The organism is Streptomyces sp. NPDC086787 (assembly GCF_044745865.1).
GTDB lineage: Bacteria > Actinomycetota > Actinomycetes > Streptomycetales > Streptomycetaceae > Streptomyces.
The window spans coordinates 61,688-78,524 of the sequence record NZ_JBIVBC010000007.1 but is presented as its reverse complement, the minus strand read 5'-3'; the positions used below and the strand labels follow the sequence as shown (position 1 = coordinate 78,524).

General features: G+C 72.3%; 17 protein-coding genes. 16 read left to right on the top strand and 1 reads right to left on the bottom strand.

Annotation, left to right across the window (positions count from 1 at the left end; translation table 11 throughout):
* Positions 1-53 precede the first annotated feature (53 nt).
* The 8 genes from ACIPK3_RS18610 (at position 54) to ACIPK3_RS18575 (ending at position 8,567) form a co-directional block, all read left to right on the top strand.
* Entirely contained in the window at positions 54-1,169 is a 1,116-nt protein-coding gene (locus ACIPK3_RS18610) for a quinone-dependent dihydroorotate dehydrogenase (RefSeq protein WP_402571387.1), read from the top strand.
* Entirely contained in the window at positions 1,166-2,011 is an 846-nt protein-coding gene (pyrF, locus tag ACIPK3_RS18605) for an orotidine-5'-phosphate decarboxylase (protein WP_402570923.1), read from the top strand. The genes ACIPK3_RS18610 and pyrF overlap by 4 nt, the downstream gene beginning before the upstream one ends.
* A gap of 278 nt (positions 2,012-2,289) precedes the next feature.
* A complete protein-coding gene (locus tag ACIPK3_RS18600; protein ID WP_003977346.1) occupies positions 2,290-2,613 on the top strand; it encodes an integration host factor in 324 nt (107 codons plus the stop codon).
* Between the two features lie 62 nt (positions 2,614-2,675).
* Positions 2,676-3,233, top strand: a complete 558-nt coding sequence (gmk, locus tag ACIPK3_RS18595; protein ID WP_402570922.1) for a guanylate kinase — start codon at positions 2,676-2,678, stop codon at positions 3,231-3,233.
* 38 nt (positions 3,234-3,271) lie between these two features.
* The gene (rpoZ, locus tag ACIPK3_RS18590; RefSeq protein ID WP_329015842.1) at positions 3,272-3,544 is read left to right on the top strand and encodes a DNA-directed RNA polymerase subunit omega; all 273 of its coding nucleotides are present in this window, start codon (positions 3,272-3,274) and stop codon (positions 3,542-3,544) included.
* A 116-nt stretch (positions 3,545-3,660) separates the two neighbouring features.
* Positions 3,661-4,863, top strand: a complete 1,203-nt coding sequence (gene coaBC, locus ACIPK3_RS18585; RefSeq protein WP_402570920.1) for a bifunctional phosphopantothenoylcysteine decarboxylase/phosphopantothenate--cysteine ligase CoaBC — start codon at positions 3,661-3,663, stop codon at positions 4,861-4,863.
* Between the two features lie 240 nt (positions 4,864-5,103).
* Entirely contained in the window at positions 5,104-6,312 is a 1,209-nt protein-coding gene (gene metK / locus ACIPK3_RS18580; protein ID WP_402570918.1) for a methionine adenosyltransferase, read from the top strand.
* Between the two features lie 107 nt (positions 6,313-6,419).
* Positions 6,420-8,567, top strand: coding sequence for a primosomal protein N' (locus tag ACIPK3_RS18575; protein ID WP_402570917.1), 2,148 nt, complete (start codon positions 6,420-6,422; stop codon positions 8,565-8,567).
* Positions 8,568-8,773: 206 nt separating this feature from the next.
* Here ACIPK3_RS18575 and ACIPK3_RS18570 read toward each other — a convergent pair whose 3' ends face one another.
* Positions 8,774-9,319 carry a hypothetical protein gene (locus ACIPK3_RS18570; RefSeq protein ID WP_402570915.1) on the bottom strand — a complete coding sequence of 182 codons (546 nt, stop codon included), beginning with the start codon at positions 9,317-9,319 and terminating at the stop codon, positions 8,774-8,776.
* Between the two features lie 225 nt (positions 9,320-9,544).
* Here ACIPK3_RS18570 and fmt point away from each other — a divergent pair, with 225 nt between their 5' ends.
* From fmt to ACIPK3_RS18530, 8 genes are all read left to right on the top strand, one after another.
* On the top strand, positions 9,545-10,477 hold the full coding sequence (gene fmt / locus ACIPK3_RS18565) for a methionyl-tRNA formyltransferase (protein ID WP_402570913.1): 933 nt from the start codon (positions 9,545-9,547) through the stop codon (positions 10,475-10,477).
* A 116-nt stretch (positions 10,478-10,593) separates the two neighbouring features.
* Positions 10,594-12,021 carry an RsmB/NOP family class I SAM-dependent RNA methyltransferase gene (locus ACIPK3_RS18560; protein WP_402570911.1) on the top strand — a complete coding sequence of 476 codons (1,428 nt, stop codon included), beginning with the start codon at positions 10,594-10,596 and terminating at the stop codon, positions 12,019-12,021.
* Between the two features lie 60 nt (positions 12,022-12,081).
* On the top strand, positions 12,082-12,768 hold the full coding sequence (gene rpe / locus ACIPK3_RS18555; protein ID WP_402570910.1) for a ribulose-phosphate 3-epimerase: 687 nt from the start codon (positions 12,082-12,084) through the stop codon (positions 12,766-12,768).
* 90 nt (positions 12,769-12,858) lie between these two features.
* A complete protein-coding gene (locus tag ACIPK3_RS18550; protein ID WP_402570909.1) occupies positions 12,859-13,902 on the top strand; it encodes a sugar-binding transcriptional regulator in 1,044 nt (347 codons plus the stop codon).
* A gap of 49 nt (positions 13,903-13,951) precedes the next feature.
* On the top strand, positions 13,952-14,362 hold the full coding sequence (locus ACIPK3_RS18545; protein WP_402570908.1) for a ribonuclease domain-containing protein: 411 nt from the start codon (positions 13,952-13,954) through the stop codon (positions 14,360-14,362).
* The gene (locus ACIPK3_RS18540) at positions 14,359-14,667 is read left to right on the top strand and encodes a barstar family protein (protein WP_402570906.1); all 309 of its coding nucleotides are present in this window, start codon (positions 14,359-14,361) and stop codon (positions 14,665-14,667) included. Before ACIPK3_RS18545 ends, ACIPK3_RS18540 begins: the two co-directional genes overlap by 4 nt.
* Positions 14,668-14,848: 181 nt before the next feature.
* Positions 14,849-16,291 (top strand): GuaB1 family IMP dehydrogenase-related protein, encoded by a 1,443-nt coding sequence (locus ACIPK3_RS18535; protein WP_402570904.1) that lies wholly within the window; start codon positions 14,849-14,851, stop codon positions 16,289-16,291.
* An 87-nt stretch (positions 16,292-16,378) separates the two neighbouring features.
* Entirely contained in the window at positions 16,379-16,831 is a 453-nt protein-coding gene (locus ACIPK3_RS18530; RefSeq protein ID WP_402570902.1) for an Lrp/AsnC family transcriptional regulator, read from the top strand.
* Positions 16,832-16,837 lie beyond the last annotated feature (6 nt).

Below are 16,837 nucleotides of genomic sequence, written 5' to 3'. Positions count from 1 at the left end.
GGGACACCGGAAACGGTGTCCCCCTCTTCATGAGGCCTCACGAGGACACCCACATGTACAAGATCTTCTTCCGACTGGTCTTCCGGGCGATGGACCCGGAGCAGGCCCACCACCTGGCCTTCCGGTGGATCCGCCGAGCCGCCCGCGTCCCGGTGCTGCGCACCTTCGTCGCCGCCGCCCTCGCCCCCCGTTACAGGGAGCTGCGCACGGAGGCGTTCGGGCTGCGGATGCACGGGCCCTTCGGGCTCGCCGCCGGCTTCGACAAGAACGCGGTGGCCGTCGACGGCATGGCGATGCTCGGCTTCGACCATGTCGAGATCGGCACGGTCACGGGCGAGGCGCAGCCGGGCAACCCCAGGAAGCGGCTGTTCCGCCTCGTCCCGGACCGGGCGCTGATCAACCGCATGGGCTTCAACAACGAGGGCTCCCTCGCGGTCGCCGCCCGCCTCGCGTCCCGCGAGCCGGTCTTCCGGACCGTCGTGGGCGTCAACATCGGCAAGACCAAGGTCGTCCCCGAGGCGGAGGCCGCGGCCGACTACGTGAAGTCGGCCGAACGGCTCGCGCCGTACGCCGACTACCTGGTCGTCAACGTCTCCTCCCCGAACACCCCCGGCCTGCGCAACCTCCAGGCCACCGAGGCACTGCGCCCGCTGCTGAGCGCGGTGCGCGAGGCCGCCGACCGCTCGGTCCCGGACCGCCGGGTGCCGCTCCTGGTGAAGATCGCGCCGGACCTGGCCGACGAGGACGTCGACGCCGTCGCCGACCTGGCCGTCGACCTCGGTCTGGACGGGATCATCGCCACCAACACCACCATCGCGCGCGAGGGACTCGGCCTCACCTCCGCCCCCGCGCTCGTCCAGGAGACCGGCGGGCTGTCCGGCGCCCCCCTGAAGGGCCGCTCCCTGGAGGTCCTGCGCCGCCTGTACGCCCGCGTGGGAGACCGGATCACCCTGGTGGGTGTCGGGGGCATCGAGACCGCCGAGGACGCCTGGCAGCGCATCCTGGCCGGCGCCACGCTGGTCCAGGGGTACAGCGCCTTCATCTACGAGGGGCCGTTCTGGAGCCGCTCCATCCACAAGGGGCTCGCCGCCCGCCTGCGCACGAGCCCGTACGCCACCCTCGCCGACGCCGTCGGCGCCGACGTCAGGAAGGCGGGACAGCCCGCATGAGCGCTCTCGAACCCTTCGGCGCACGACTGCGCCGCGCCATGGACGAGCGTGGCCCGCTGTGCGTCGGCATCGACCCGCACGCCTCACTGCTCGCCGAGTGGGGGCTGAACGACGACGTCACCGGCCTGGAGCGGTTCAGCCGCACGGTTGTCGAGGCGATGGCCGACCGGGTCGCCGTGCTCAAGCCGCAGAGCGCGTTCTTCGAGCGCTTCGGCTCGCGCGGGCTCGCCGTCCTGGAGAAGTCCGTCCGGGAGGCCCGGGCGGCGGGCGCGCTGGTCGTCATGGACGCCAAGCGCGGCGACATCGGTTCCACCATGGCCGCCTACGCCGAGTCCTTCCTGCACAAGGACGCGCCCCTGTTCTCGGACGCCCTGACCGTCTCGCCGTACCTCGGATACGGCTCGCTGAGCCCGGCCGTCGCGCTGGCCAGGGAGAGCGGCACGGGCCTGTTCGTGCTGGCGCTGACCTCCAATCCGGAGGGCGGCGAGGTGCAGCACGCGGTCCGGGCCGACGGGCGCTCGGTGGGCGCGACGATGCTGGGCCACCTGGCCGCCGAGAACGCGGGGGAGGAGCCGCTGGGCTCCTTCGGGGCGGTCGTCGGCGCCACGCTCGGCGACCTGTCGTCGTACGACCTGGACATCAACGGTCCGCTCCTCGCCCCGGGAATCGGCGCCCAGGGCGCGACGCCCGCCGATCTGCCGCGGGTGTTCCGGTCCGCGGTGCGCAACGTCGTGCCGAACGTGAGCAGGGGTGTTCTTCGTCACGGTCCGGACGTGGGGGCGCTGCGCACGGCCGCGGACCGCTTCGCGGAGGAGATCCGCGCGGCCGTGACGGCGGCCTGAGCCCCTCCGGTGGGCGACCGGAGTCCGAATACACCCTCAAAACCTGGTCGTTATGCCTGAAATGCCCGACCTGACGGAGGCTGACCAGGACTTTTCCGCTGTTCTCGCTGACTCTGGCGGCCCAGACCGCTAGTCTCCGAGCAGTGGGGGCACCTCCCACGCCCTCTCAAGGCAGTGGGGGAAACGGGCAGCGTGTTGCTCGTAGCTCCCCAGGTGTGGGGCGACTAGGTTCCTCACCGGTCCGTATCCGACAGTTCGACATCCGAGGTGACGCAGGCGTGGCTCTTCCGCCCCTTACCCCTGAACAGCGCGCAGCCGCGCTCGAAAAGGCCGCCGCGGCTCGCCGGGAGCGGGCCGAGGTCAAGAATCGACTCAAGCACTCCGGCGCCTCTCTCCACGAGGTCATCAAGCAGGGCCAGGAGAACGACGTCATCGGCAAGATGAAGGTCTCCGCGCTGCTTGAGTCGCTGCCGGGCGTGGGCAAGGTCCGCGCCAAGCAGATCATGGAGCGACTCGGCATCTCCGAGAGCCGCCGTGTGCGTGGTCTCGGTTCCAACCAGATCGCTTCCCTGGAGCGCGAGTTCGGCAGCACCGGTTCCTGAAGTGCGGGGGGTCCCGGGGATCGGCGTCCCGGGCACTCCGCGATTGCTGGAATAATCGCTGCATGAGTGAACGTCCGCGACTGACCGTGCTCTCCGGCCCCTCGGGGGTCGGCAAGAGCACGGTCGTCGCTCATATGCGCAGGGAACACTCCGAGGTCTGGCTCTCGGTGTCGGCCACCACCCGCAAGCCCCGGCCCGGCGAGAAGCACGGTGTCCACTACTTCTTCGTCACCGACGACGAGATGGACAAGCTGATCGCCAACGGTGAGCTGCTGGAGTGGGCCGAATTCGCCGGCAACCGGTACGGCACGCCGCGTGCGGCGGTGCTGGAGCGGCTGGAGGCGGGCGAGCCCGTGCTGCTGGAGATCGACCTCCAGGGCGCCCGGCAGGTCCGCGAGTCCATGCCGGAGGCTCAGCTGGTGTTCCTGGCTCCCCCCTCCTGGGAGGAGCTGGTGCGCAGACTCACGGGCCGGGGTACCGAGCCGCCCGAGGTCATCGAGCGCCGCCTGGAAGCGGCCAAGATCGAGCTGGCGGCCGAGCCCGAGTTCGATGTCACCCTGGTCAACACCTCCGTCGAGGACGTGGCGCGTGAGCTGCTAGCCTTGATGGACGTTGTGTGATTGCGTCTGATCTGTTCCCATCTTTCGGAAGGTAGAGCGTGTCCTCTTCCATTACCGCGCCCGAGGGCATCATCAACCCTCCGATCGACGAGCTTCTTGAGGCAACCGACTCGAAGTACAGCCTGGTGATCTACGCGGCCAAGCGGGCCCGCCAGATCAACGCGTACTACTCGCAGCTCGGTGAGGGCCTCCTGGAGTACGTCGGTCCCCTCGTCGACACCCACGTCCACGAGAAGCCGCTCTCGATCGCCCTGCGCGAGATCAACGCGGGTCTGCTGACCTCCGAGGCCATCGACGGTCCGGCGCAGTAGTACTTTCAGTCCGCAAGTGACTTGTCCACAGGCCCGGCAGCGCGACTGCCGGGCCTGTGGTGTGTCATGGGAGTCGTACGTTTCAGACTGCGCGTTTCCGAGTCCGGGGAGAGACGGTGGACAAGCCGAGGGTCGTTCTGGGGGTCAGTGGCGGCATTGCCGCGTACAAGGCCTGTGAGCTGCTGAGAAGGCTGACGGAGTCGGGCCACGACGTCAGGGTCGTGCCCACGGCGTCCGCCCTGCACTTCGTCGGCGCCGCCACCTGGTCCGCGCTCTCCGGCAACCCCGTCTCCACCGAGGTCTGGGATGACGTGCACGAGGTCCCGCACGTCCGCATCGGCCAGCACGCCGACCTGGTGGTCGTGGCCCCGGCCACCGCCGACATGCTCGCCAAGGCCGCCCACGGTCTCGCCGACGACCTGCTCACCAACACGCTGCTGACCGCCCGCTGCCCGGTGGTCTTCGCCCCCGCCATGCACACCGAGATGTGGGAGCACCCGGCCACCCAGGAGAACGTGGCGACCCTGCGCCGCCGGGGTGCGGTCGTCATCGAGCCCGCCGTCGGCCGCCTCACCGGTGTGGACACCGGTAAGGGCAGACTGCCCGACCCGGCCGAGATCTTCGAGGTGTGCCGCCGGGTCCTCGCCCGGGGCGACGCCGAACCCGACCTGTCGGGCCGGCACGTCGTCATCACCGCGGGCGGCACCCGCGAGCCCCTCGACCCGGTCCGCTTCCTCGGCAACCGCTCCTCCGGCAAGCAGGGCTACGCCCTCGCCCGCACGGCCGCCGCGCGCGGCGCCCGCGTGACGCTGATCGCCGCCAACACCGGCCTGCCGGACCCGGCCGGCGTGGACGTCGTGCCGGTGGGCACCGCCGTGCAACTGCGCGAGGCCGTGCTGAAGGCCGCGGCGGACGCCGACGCCGTGGTCATGGCCGCCGCCGTGGCCGACTTCCGGCCCGCCGCCTACGCCACCGGGAAGATCAAGAAGAAGGAGGGCCAGGAGCCGGAGCCGGTCGTCCTGGTGCGCAACCCGGACGTCCTCGCCGAGATCTCGGCCGACCGGGCGCGCCCCGAGCAGGTGATTGTGGGATTCGCCGCCGAGACGGACGACGTCCTCGCGAACGGCCGCACGAAACTGGCCCGCAAGGGCTGCGACCTGCTCGTGGTGAACGAGGTGGGGGAGCGCAGAACCTTCGGTGCCGAGGACAACGAGGCAGTGGTGCTGGGCTCGGACGGCAGTGAGACGCCGGTACCGCACGGCCCGAAGGAAGCGCTCGCCGACATCGTCTGGGACCTGGTGGCGCCCCGCCTCTCCTGACCCGTCCGGCTCGTCCGGCGGTCCCCCGGGAGCGGACTTTGCGGCGTGGCGACTCTGGCCAAGGCCGCTCGGCATTGGGCAGAATTGCGCGTGCCGCAGGTCACAGCGCTCCCGAGAGGCGAGACGGGTGGGCCGGCGGCAGGGTGCGACAAGTAAGCTGTTCCCCGGATGGCGCCGGGTGGCAGCCCCGTGTCGTCCGACAATGATCAGCCAGCAGCCGCTGCAACCCCAGGGAGCGTTGTGTCCCGTCGACTGTTCACCTCGGAGTCCGTCACCGAGGGTCACCCCGACAAGATCGCTGACCAGATCAGCGACACCATTCTCGACGCGCTTCTGCGCGAGGACCCGACCTCCCGGGTCGCCGTGGAGACTCTGATCACCACCGGCCTGGTGCACGTGGCCGGCGAGGTGACGACCAAGGCGTACGCGGACATCGCGACCCTGGTCCGCAACACCATCCTGGAGATCGGTTACGACTCCTCGAAGAAGGGCTTCGACGGCGCCTCCTGCGGCGTGTCGGTGTCGATCGGCTCGCAGTCCCCGGACATCGCGCAGGGTGTCGACACGGCGTACGAGAACCGGGTCGAGGGCGACGACGACGAGCTGGACAAGCAGGGCGCGGGCGACCAGGGCCTCATGTTCGGCTACGCGACGGACGAGACGCCGACGCTGATGCCGCTCCCGATCTTCCTGGCGCACCGTCTGTCCAAGCGCCTGTCGGACGTCCGCAAGAACGGCACCATCCCCTACCTGCGCCCGGACGGCAAGACGCAGGTCACCATCGAGTACGACGGCGACAAGGCCGTCCGCCTCGACACGGTCGTCGTCTCCTCCCAGCACGCGAGCGACATCGACCTGGAGTCGCTGCTCGCCCCCGACATCCGCGAGTTCGTGGTGGAACCGGAGCTGAAGGCCCTGCTGGACGAGGGCATCAAGCTGGACACCGAGGGCTACCGCCTCCTGGTCAACCCGACCGGCCGCTTCGAGATCGGCGGCCCGATGGGTGACGCGGGCCTGACCGGCCGCAAGATCATCATCGACACCTACGGCGGTATGGCCCGCCACGGTGGCGGAGCCTTCTCCGGCAAGGACCCGTCCAAGGTCGACCGCTCGGCCGCGTACGCGATGCGCTGGGTCGCCAAGAACGTCGTCGCTGCGGGCCTGGCCGGCCGCTGCGAGGTCCAGGTCGCCTACGCGATCGGCAAGGCCGAGCCGGTCGGGCTCTTCGTGGAGACCTTCGGCACCCACAAGATCGAGACCGAGAAGATCGAGAAGGCGATCGACGAGGTCTTCGACCTCCGCCCGGCCGCCATCATCCGCGACCTCGACCTGCTCCGCCCGATCTACGCCCAGACGGCGGCCTACGGCCACTTCGGCCGTGAGCTGTCGGACTTCACCTGGGAGCGCACGGACCGGGTGGACGCGCTGCGCAAGGCTGCTGGCGTGTAAGCGAGCTCCGACCACCCGAAGCCCGGCCTCGTGTCACACCTCGGGGCCGGGCTTCGGCGTATCCGGACCGGCGCCGGTTGTCAGTCCAGTTTGGTAAGAATGCAAGCGTGAGCAGCGAGAACGAGCCGCGGGACGGCGGGGCCGAAGGAGCGCCGCCGGAACAGCTCGCGCTCATCCGGGAGAGCGTGCGCGAAGCCAAGGTGCCGCGGGCCAAGCCCCGGACCTGGCGCGGGGCCGCGCTGGCCGGAGAGCTGCCGGTCGCCCGGGTACTGGTCGACAAGGGAGTGCTGCACCTCGACCGCTACTTCGACTACGCGGTGCCCGAGGAACTGGACGCCGAGGCACAGCCCGGTGTCCGGGTCCGGGTGCGGTTCGGCGCCGGGCGGCACCGTGTGCGCGGGGGCCGGCGCGAGGGCGGCGGGCTCATCGACGGGTTCCTCGTGGAGCGGCTCGCCGAGTCCGACTACTCCGGGCCGCTGGCCGCGCTCGCCCAGGTCGTGTCGCCCGAACCCGTGCTCGGCGAGGAGCTCCTGGGACTCGCCCGAGCCGTCGCCGACCGGTACGCGGGCAGCCTCGCCGACGTGCTGCAACTGGCCGTGCCACCGCGCAACGCCCGCGCCGAACAGCGTCCCTCGCCCCCGCCGCTGCCCCCGCCCGACGCACCCGCCGCCGGGTCATGGACCCGGTACGAGCACGGCGCCGCCTTCGTCGAGTCACTGGCCTCGGGCGGCGCCCCCCGAGCCGTGTGGAACGCGCTGCCCGGACCACGGTGGAGCGAGGAGCTGGCGCGGGCCGTCGCCGCGACGCTCGCCTCGGGACGCGGCGCCCTCGTCGTCGTGCCGGACGGCCGTGCCGCCGCCCGGGTCGACGGCGCACTGACCGAGCTGCTCGGCCAGGGACGGCACGCGCTGCTCACCGCCGACGCCGGGCCCGAGAAGCGGTACGCGCAGTGGCTCGCCGTGCGCAGGGGCTCCCTGCGGGCCGTCGTCGGCACCCGGGCGGCCATGTTCGCGCCCGTCCAGAACCTCGGCCTCGTCGCGATCTGGGACGACGGCGACGACAGCCACAGCGAGCCGCACGCCCCGCAGCCGCACGCCCGGGACGTGCTGCTGCTGCGCGCGGCCCAGGACAAGTGCGCTTTCCTGCTGGGCGGCTGGAACTGCACCGTGGAGGCCGCGCAGCTGGTGGAGAGCGGCTGGGCGCGCCCCCTGGTCGCGGGCCGGGAGCAGGTCCGGCGGACCGCGCCGCTGGTGCGGACCGTGGGCGACGGCGACCTCGCCCGCGACGAGGCCGCCCGCGCCGCCCGGCTGCCGACCCTCGCCTGGCAGACGGCCAGGCAGGCGCTGGGGCACGGACCGGTGCTCGTCCAGGTACCCCGCCGGGGGTATGTGCCGCGCATGGCCTGCGACCGGTGCCGGGCGCCCGCGCGGTGCCGGCACTGTTCGGGACCGCTCCAGGCGCCGGACTCGGGCGAGCTGCGCTGCGGATGGTGCGGGCGCCCGGAAACGGAGTGGCACTGTCCGGACTGCGGCGGCTTCCGGCTGCGGGCCCAGATCGTGGGGGCGCGTCGGACCGCCGAGGAACTGGGCCGGGCCTTCCCCGCCGTGCCGGTGCGCACCTCCGGGCGGGAACACGTGCTGGACACGGTGCCGGGCACCCCCGCGCTGGTGGTCTCCACCCCGGGTGCCGAACCCGTCGCCGAGGGCGGCTACGCGGCGGCCCTGCTGCTCGACGGCTGGGCCATGCTCGGCCGTCCGGATCTGCGGGCCGGTGAGGACGCGCTGCGGCGCTGGATCGCCGCCTGTGCGCTGGTACGCCCCCAGCCGGACGGGGGGACCGTGGTGATCGTCGCCGAGCCGACCCTGCGTCCCGTGCAGGCGCTGGTGCGCTGGGACCCCGTCGGGCACGCGGTGCGGGAGCTGGCGGAGCGCGCCGAGCTGGGCTTTCCGCCGGTGTCCCGGATGGCGGCCGTGTCGGGTCCGGCAGAGGCCGTCGCCGGCTTCCTGGGCGCCGTCGAACTCCCGCCGGACGCCGAGCTGCTGGGACCGGTGCCCGTCCCGGCCACGCTCCCCGGACGGCCGCGGCGCACCGGGGCGCCGCCGCCCGGTGAGATCTGGGAGCGGGCGCTCATCCGGGTGCCGCCCGGCAGCGGGGCGGCGCTGGCGGCCGCACTGAAGACGGCACAGGCCGCGCGGCTGGCGCGGGGAAGCGCGGAGGCGGTGCGACTGCGGATCGACCCGCCGGACATCGGGTGAGCCACGGTGCCGTCCGGGGGGACGGGGCCAGGGGCGGTCTGGGGGGGCGCGTGTGCCGGGCGGTCGTGGTGGAGGGCGTACGGGGGTGAGTTGATGTGCCGGACATCGGCTGCGCCGGGATACGGCCGCGTCCGGGGGACTGCCGGGAGGTTTCGGTACGCCGTCGCCCTCCCGGAGGGGTGCCGGGAGGGCGAAGTGAGGGTGGGTCAGCCGTTGCGCGGGCCGGGAAAGGCGGTCGGCCGGACGTCTTCGCGGAGAGTGGGGCTGCCCGCGGTGGGCTGGGTGGGCATGGAACGGGCGGCGGGGACCGTGGGCACCGTGGGAAGGCCGGCGCCGACATTGACGGTGCGCGTGCCCGAGGGCTCCGAGGCGATGTCGGCCTCGGTGGGCGCCTGGGCGGTCGCTGCGCGGCGGGCGCCGTAACGGCGGTGAACCGCCTGCTTGGTGACCCCGAGCGCGGAGCCCACCGCGTCCCACGAGAAGCCCAGCGAGCGGTCGAAGTCGACGGCCGCGGTGACCAGGGTTTCGACGCTGTCCCTGAGTTCCTGGGCGAGGCGCACCGTCGGGGCGGGGGCGCGTCCGTAGACGACGAAGCCCGTGGAGGGACCGGAGCGGCGAGGACGGTAGACGTTGCCCAACTGGGCGGTGAGCGTGCGCAGTGCGTCCACCTGGCGGCGGACCCGCTCGATGTCCCGCACCAGCAAATGCAGGCTGGCCCGGGCCTGGGCGTCGTGGGTTGCGTGGTCGGCCATGAACAAGCCTCTCGAACCGGCGTTGAAAGGAAACGGGCGCAATGGCGGCCCTTTGTGGTCAACTCTTTTTTGACCAACGCGTTCGCGCTCCGCTGGTCACGGGCTGGGGGCGTATGGGTATACGCGTACGCTGCTTTTCCCGCCCGCGCACGCCCTGTTTCCGTGTGTGGTCATAGACTTGGAGGCTGCCCGCCCGTCGCCCGCCCGAGAGGCCCCCACGCACCCATGAAGCTCGTCTTCGCAGGTACCCCCGAGGTCGCCGTTCCCGCTCTGGACGCTCTTCTCGCCTCCGGGCGGCACGAGGTGGCCGCCGTCGTCACGCGTCCCGACGCCCCGGCCGGCCGCGGGCGCCGACTGGTCGCGTCCCCGGTGGCCGAGCGGGCGGAGGAGGCCGGCATCGAGGTGCTGAAGCCGCTCAAGCCGCGCGACCCCGAGTTCCTGGAGCGGCTCCGCGAGATCGCCCCGGACTGCTGCCCGGTCGTCGCCTACGGCGCCCTGCTGCCGCGCGTCGCCCTCGACATTCCCTCCCACGGCTGGGTGAACCTGCACTTCTCGCTGCTGCCCGCCTGGCGCGGTGCCGCGCCCGTGCAGCACTCCGTCATGGCCGGGGACGAGATCACCGGGGCCTCCACCTTCCTCATCGAGGAAGGACTCGACTCGGGCCCGGTGTACGGGACGGTGACCGAGGAGGTCCGCCCCACCGACACCAGCGGCGACCTGCTCACCCGGCTCGCCTTCGCCGGTGCCGGGCTGCTCGCCGCGACCGTGGACGGCATCGCCGACGGCACGCTGAAGGCCGTACCGCAGCCCGCCGAGGGCGTCACCCTCGCGCCGAAGATCACCGTGGACGACGCCCGGATCGACTGGGCCGCGCCCGCGCTGCGCGTCGACCGGATGGTGCGCGGATGCACCCCGGCGCCCGGTGCCTGGACCACCTTCCGGGGCGAGCGGCTCAAGCTCGTGCACACCACACCGGTGCCGGACCGGACCGATCTGGCCCCCGGCCAGTTGGCGGTCGCCAAGAACACCGTCCACGTGGGCACCGGTTCCTACGCCGTGGAGCTGCTGTGGGTGCAGGCCCAGGGCAAGAAGCCGATGCGCGCGGCGGACTGGGCGCGCGGCGTGCGGATCGCCGCGGACGAGACGCTGGGCGGCTGAGGCCGCTCGCCCCCGGCCCCGGCCCCGGCCGGGGCGTCCGGCGCAGGGGCGTCCGGGCGGGGGCGTACGGCGTAGGGTGGGAGCCGCACCCATCCCACACCCGGAGCACCTTTTCCGTGACTGAGCAGTCCCGGCGGCCACGCAAGCCCGCCAAGCCCTATCGCCGCCCCCAGAAGGACCCCGTCCGGATCCTCGCGTTCGAGGCGCTGCGCGCCGTGGACGAGCGGGACGCCTATGCGAACCTCGTGCTGCCGCCGCTGCTGCGCAAGGCCCGGGAGAAGGAGGGGCCCGAGAAGTTCGACAGCCGGGACGCCGCCCTCGCCACCGAGCTGGTCTACGGGACGCTGCGGCGGCAGGGGACGTACGACGCGGTCATCTCGGCGTGCGTCGACCGGCCGCTGCGGGAGGTCGACCCGCCGGTGCTGGACGTGCTGAGCCTCGGTGTCCACCAGCTGCTCGGCACCCGCATCCCGACGCACGCCGCCGTCTCCTCGTCCGTCGAGCTGGCCCGGGTGGTGCTGGGCGACGGGCGGGCGAAGTTCGTCAACGCGGTACTGCGCAAGGTCGCCCAGGACGACCTCGACGGGTGGCTGGAGAAGGTCGCGCCGCCCTGGGACGAGGACCCCGAGGACCATCTCGCCGTCGTGCACTCGCACCCCCGCTGGGTCGTCTCCGCGCTGTGGGACTCGCTCGGCGGCGGACGGGCCGGCATCGAGGACCTGCTGGAGGCCGACAACGAGCGGCCCGAGGTGACCCTCGTCGCCAGGCCCGGCCGGGCCACGACCGAGGAACTGCTCCGCGAGGAGGCCGCCGTACCCGGGCGCTGGTCGCCGTATGCCGTGCGGCTCGCCGAGGGCGGGGAACCGGGTGCCGTCGACGCCGTCCGGGAGGGCCGGGCCGGCGTGCAGGACGAGGGCAGCCAGCTGGTCGCCCTGGCACTCGCCAACGCGCCCCTGGACGGGCCGGACGGCAAGTGGCTCGACGGGTGCGCGGGTCCCGGCGGCAAGGCGTCCCTGCTGGCCGCGCTCGCCGCGCAGCGCGGGGCCGTGCTGCTCGCCTCCGAGAAGCAGCCGCACCGGGCCGGCCTGGTCGCCAAGGCGCTGGACGGCAACCCGGGCCCCTACCAGGTGATCGCCGCCGACGGCACCCGGCCGCCGTGGCGGCCCGGCACCTTCGACCGGGTTCTGATGGACGTGCCGTGCACCGGCCTCGGCGCCCTGCGCAGGCGCCCCGAGGCCAGGTGGCGGCGCCGCCCGTCGGACCTGGAGAACTTCGGGCCGCTCCAGCGTGCCCTGCTGCGCACCGCGCTCGACTCGGTACGGGTCGGCGGTGTCGTCGGCTACGCCACCTGTTCACCGCACCTGGCCGAGACCCGCGCCGTGGTGGATGACGTGCTCAAACAGCGCCCCGACGCCGAGCTCGTGGACGCCCGCCCGCTGCTGCCCGGGGTCCCGGAGCTGGGCGAGGGGCCGGACGTGCAGTTGTGGCCGCATGTGCACGGCACGGACGCGATGTATCTGGCGCTGGTCCGGCGGACGGGGTGACGCGTCCCGCAGGGCGGGACCGAGGCGAACATCCGTGCCCGGGCATGGCAGGCTTGGGTCATGGCCGCGCAGATCAACCCCAGCATCCTGTCCGCCGACTTCGCCCGCCTGGCGGACGAGGCCAAGGCGGTCGACGGAGCCGACTGGCTCCATGTCGACGTCATGGACAACCATTTCGTCCCGAACCTCACGCTCGGCGTGCCGGTCGTGGAGTCCCTGGCCCGGGCGACGGACACCCCGCTGGACTGCCATCTGATGATCGAGGCCCCCGACCGCTGGGCACCCCAGTACGTCGAAGCGGGCGCCTCGTCCGTCACCTTCCACATCGAGGCGGCCGCGGCGCCCGTGCGCCTCGCCCGGGAGATCCGCGCCAAGGGCGCCCGCGCCTCCATGGCGCTCAAGCCCGCCACGCCGATCGAGCCGTACGAGGACCTGCTCCCCGAGCTCGACATGCTGCTGATCATGACGGTCGAGCCGGGCTTCGGCGGTCAGGCGTTCCTGGACATCATGCTGCCGAAGATCCGCCGCACCCGTGAGCTGATCGCCAAGCACGGCCTGGAGCTGTGGCTCCAGGTCGACGGTGGTGTGTCCGCGTCGACGATCGAACGGTGCGCGGAGGCGGGAGCGGACGTCTTCGTGGCGGGCTCGGCGGTGTACGGCGCGCAGGACCCGTCGGCCGCGGTCCGGGCGCTGCGCGCACAGGCGGAGGTGGCCACCGCGAAGGCGTCGTGGGCATGCGACCACTGAGCCACCGCAACATGAACAGCTGAATGAACGGCGCCCATGAGGGCGGATCAGTTACGCCGAATCTGCAAGGATGAACGGCGAATCCAGAGTGTGAACAGCAGTGAGGAGATCGCCGTGTCGGGTATGTCGGCGGGCCGGTCAGCCATGCGGATGGGACCCGCTGAGCTGGTGCAGGCGGCGGCCATGGCCCGCCGCTTCTACCTCGAGGGCAAATCCAAGATCCAGATCGCGGAGGAGTTCGGCGTCAGCCGCTTCAAGGTGGCCCGGGTCCTGGAGACGGCCCTCGAACGGGACCTGGTCCGCATCGAGATCCGCGTGCCGGCCGAGCTGGACGCCGAGCGCTCCGACGCGCTCCGCGCCCGCTACGGCCTCAGACACGCCGTCGTGGTGGAGTCCCCGGCCGAGGCCGAGGAGACGCCCGACCCCGAGAACCTCGGTGAGGTGGCCGCCGATCTGCTCGGCGAACTCGTCAACGAGGGTGACGTCCTCGGACTCGCCTGGGGACGGTCCACCATCAACATGGCGGCGGCCCTGAACCGGCTGCCGCCGTGCACCGTGGTGCAGCTGACGGGCGTGTACGACGCCGGGACCGCCGAGCGCGGCTCCGTCGAAGCCGTCCGCCGCGCCGCCCAGGTCTCCGGCGGCGACGCCCACCCCATCTATGCGCCCATGCTGCTGCCGGACGCGGCCACCGCGGCGGCCCTGCGCAACCAGACCGGGATCGCCCGCGCCTTCGAGTACTTCGACAAGGTCACGGTCGCCTGTGTGTCCATCGGCTCCTGGGAGCCGGGCATCTCGACGGTGCACGACATGCTCAGCGACGAGGAGCGGGCGCACTACGCCTCGCTCGGTGTCGCCGCGGAGATGTCCGCCCACCTCTTCGACGCCGACGGCCGCCGGGTCGGACGCGACCTGGGGGAGCGGTGCATCACGGTCAAGACCGACCAGCTCCGCCGTGTCCCCGAGGTCGTGGCGATCGCGGGCGGCCAGCGCAAGGCGCCCGCGATCGACGCGGTGCTGCGCTCCGGGCTGGTGACCAGCCTGGTGACGGACACCTCGGCAGCGGACTACCTGATGACCGCGGGGAGCACGCCGAAGCCCGCCCTGCACCGGTCCGACCCGGACGGTGCCTGACCGGCGTCGCAGCGGGTCAGGAGGGGACGGCCGTGACAGCATCGTTCGTATGCCGCCACGGTTCGTCCCCCGTCTGCTCTCGGGCGTCCTGCTCGTACTCGCCGTACTGCTGACGGGGTGCTCGCACACCGGTACGACCTCCACGGCGGCCCCGGTCGCGTCCACCCCGGCGTGGGCCGGGCACATGGCCACCGTCGAGGAGTCGCGGCTCCCGGCCGAGGCCCGGCAGACCCTGCGTCTCGTCGACCGGGGCGGCCCCTTCCCGTACACCCAGGACGGAACGGTCTTCCGGAACTTCGAGGGACGGCTGCCGAGCCATCCGCGCGGCTACTACCACGAGTACACGGTGCGCACCCCGGGCTCGCGCGACCGCGGGGCCCGGCGCATTGTCACGGGGCAGAACGGCGAGGTGTACTACACGGATGATCACTACGACTCGTTCCGGGCGGTACTGAGATGACCGACCCGTGTGTGGTGACGCTCGACCTCGGCGGAGCCACCGGCAAGGCGGACCTGATGGACCGCGTCGCGCGGGCGCTCACGCTGCCCGACTGGTTCGGCCGCAACTGGGACGCCCTCGCCGACAGCCTCGCCGACCCCACCGTCTGGCCGCCGGGCGCCGCCGAGCGGGGCCTGCTCGTCGTCGTCGGGGACTGGCGGGAGTACGCGACGGCCCATCCGCACGAGTGGACGGTGGCCCTGGAGGTGTTCACCGACGCGTCGGCCCGCGAACCCCTCCTCACCGTGGCGCTCGCGGTGGTGTAGGCCGCGTCCGCGAACGCGACCCGGGTGGCGTCCTTGGCGGATCCTCCAAGGGGTCCGCCCGACTGCCTGGACGATTCCACCGGGCGTCACGCCACGGTCGGCATGGGACAATGAAGTACGTGCTTCTCCCCCTGGCTGACCTGTCCGGGGGTCACCTCTGATCGACTGGGATGTGCAGCACGTGCGTTTCCTCAATGACAACCGGCCCGCCTACGACCTGACGTACGACGACGTCTTCATGGTGCCGAGCCGCAGCGCGGTCGGCTCCCGTCAGGCGGTGGACCTCAGCTCCCCGGACGGCACCGGTACCACGATCCCGCTGGTCGTGGCGAACATGACCGCGATCGCGGGCCGCCGGATGGCCGAGACGGTGGCCCGGCGCGGCGGCCTGGTGGTCATTCCGCAGGACATCCCGATCGACGTCGTCGCGGACGTCGTCGGCTGGGTGAAGAGCCGCCACCTGGTCCTCGACACCCCCATCATGCTGGCCCCGCACCAGACCGTCGCCGACGCGCTGGCCCTGCTGCCCAAGCGGGCGCACAACGCCGGAGTGGTGGTCGACGAGGACCGCCGGCCCGTCGGTGTCGTCACCGACCAGGACCTGACCGGCGTCGACCGCTTCACCCAGCTCGAAGAGGTCATGTCCCGGGACCTGCTGCTGCTCGACGCGGACATCGAACCCCGCGCGGCCTTCAACACCCTGGACACCCACAACCGGCGCTACGCCCCCGCGGTCGACCAGGACGGCAGGCTCGCCGGCATCCTGACCCGCAAGGGCGCGCTGCGCGCCACGCTGTACACCCCGGCCGTGGACGCGCGCGGCAGGTTGCGCGTCTCCGCCGCGGTCGGCATCAACGGCGACGTGGCGGGCAAGGCCAAGCAGCTGCTCGACGCGGGCGTGGACACGCTCGTCATCGACACCGCGCACGGCCACCAGGAGTCGATGATCAGCGCCGTCAGGCTGGTGCGCGCGCTGGACCCGCAGGTGCCGATCGTCGCGGGCAACATCGTGTCCGCCGAGGGCGTCAAGGACCTCATCGACGCCGGCGCGGACATCATCAAGGTCGGTGTGGGCCCCGGCGCCATGTGCACCACCCGCATGATGACCGGCGTGGGCCGCCCGCAGTTCTCCGCGGTGCTGGAGTGCGCCGCCGAGGCGAAGAAGTACGGCAAGCACGTGTGGGCCGACGGCGGGGTGCGTCACCCGCGCGACGTGGCGATGGCGCTCGCGGCGGGCGCGTCCAACGTGATGATCGGCTCGTGGTTCTCCGGCACCTACGAGTCGCCGGGCGACCTTCAGCAGGACGCGAACGGCCGCCTCTACAAGGAGTCGTTCGGTATGGCCTCCGCGCGTGCGGTGCGCAACCGCACGTCGGACGAGTCCGCCTACGACCGGGCCCGCAAGGCGCTGTTCGAGGAGGGCATCTCCACCTCCCGGATGTTCCTCGACCCGGCCCGACCGGGTGTGGAGGACCTGATCGACTCGGTCATCGCGGGCGTCCGCTCCTCCTGCACCTATGCCGGTGCCGGTTCCCTTGAGGAGTTCGCCGAGAAGGCGATCGTCGGTGTCCAGAGCGCGGCCGGCTACGCCGAGGGCAAGCCGCTGCACGCCAGCTGGAGCTGACCGGGCGCCGGATCGGCGCCTGAGGCCGTCGGGTCGTGTTCTACTTCTTCCACCTGCTGGTTCTGCTTGAGAAGTGATCGACCCAACGTGCTGAACGATCTCGACGAACGCATCGTGCACGCCCTCGCCGAGGACGCCCGCCGCTCCTACGCCGACATCGGGCAACTGGTCGGCCTGTCCGCCCCCGCCGTGAAGCGGCGGGTGGACCGGCTGCGGGCCACCGGGGCCATCACCGGGTTCACCGTACGGGTCGACCCGGCCGCCCTCGGCTGGGAGACCGAGGGGTTCGTCGAGATCTACTGCCGCCCCAACACCTCGCCGGAGACCATCCAGCGAGGTCTGGAGCGATACCAGGAGGTCGTGGCCGCGTCCACGGTCACCGGCGAGGCCGACGCGGTGGCCCAGGTCTTCGCCTCCGACATGCGCCACTTCGAGCGGGTCCTGGAACGCATCGCGGGCGAGCCCTTCGTGGAGCGCACCAAGTCGGTGCTGGTGCTGTCCCCCCTGCTCCGCCGCTTCTCCTCGGGCTCACCGGCCTGAGCGGTC

Bases quoted from the DNA above. Each gene is read 5' to 3' on its own strand.
- rpe (WP_402570910.1), top strand. From the start codon at position 12,082: ATGGCCGCGCAGATCAACCCCAGCATCCTGTCCGCCGACTTCGCCCGC.
- gmk (WP_402570922.1), top strand. From the start codon at position 2,676: ATGAGTGAACGTCCGCGACTGACCGTGCTCTCCGGCCCCTCGGGGGTC.
- fmt (WP_402570913.1), top strand. From the start codon at position 9,545: ATGAAGCTCGTCTTCGCAGGTACCCCCGAGGTCGCCGTTCCCGCTCTG.
- ACIPK3_RS18540 (WP_402570906.1), top strand. From the start codon at position 14,359: ATGACCGACCCGTGTGTGGTGACGCTCGACCTCGGCGGAGCCACCGGC.
- ACIPK3_RS18610 (WP_402571387.1), top strand. From the start codon at position 54: ATGTACAAGATCTTCTTCCGACTGGTCTTCCGGGCGATGGACCCGGAG.
- ACIPK3_RS18570 (WP_402570915.1), bottom strand. From the start codon at position 9,319: ATGGCCGACCACGCAACCCACGACGCCCAGGCCCGGGCCAGCCTGCAT.
- ACIPK3_RS18545 (WP_402570908.1), top strand. From the start codon at position 13,952: ATGCCGCCACGGTTCGTCCCCCGTCTGCTCTCGGGCGTCCTGCTCGTA.
- pyrF (WP_402570923.1), top strand. From the start codon at position 1,166: ATGAGCGCTCTCGAACCCTTCGGCGCACGACTGCGCCGCGCCATGGAC.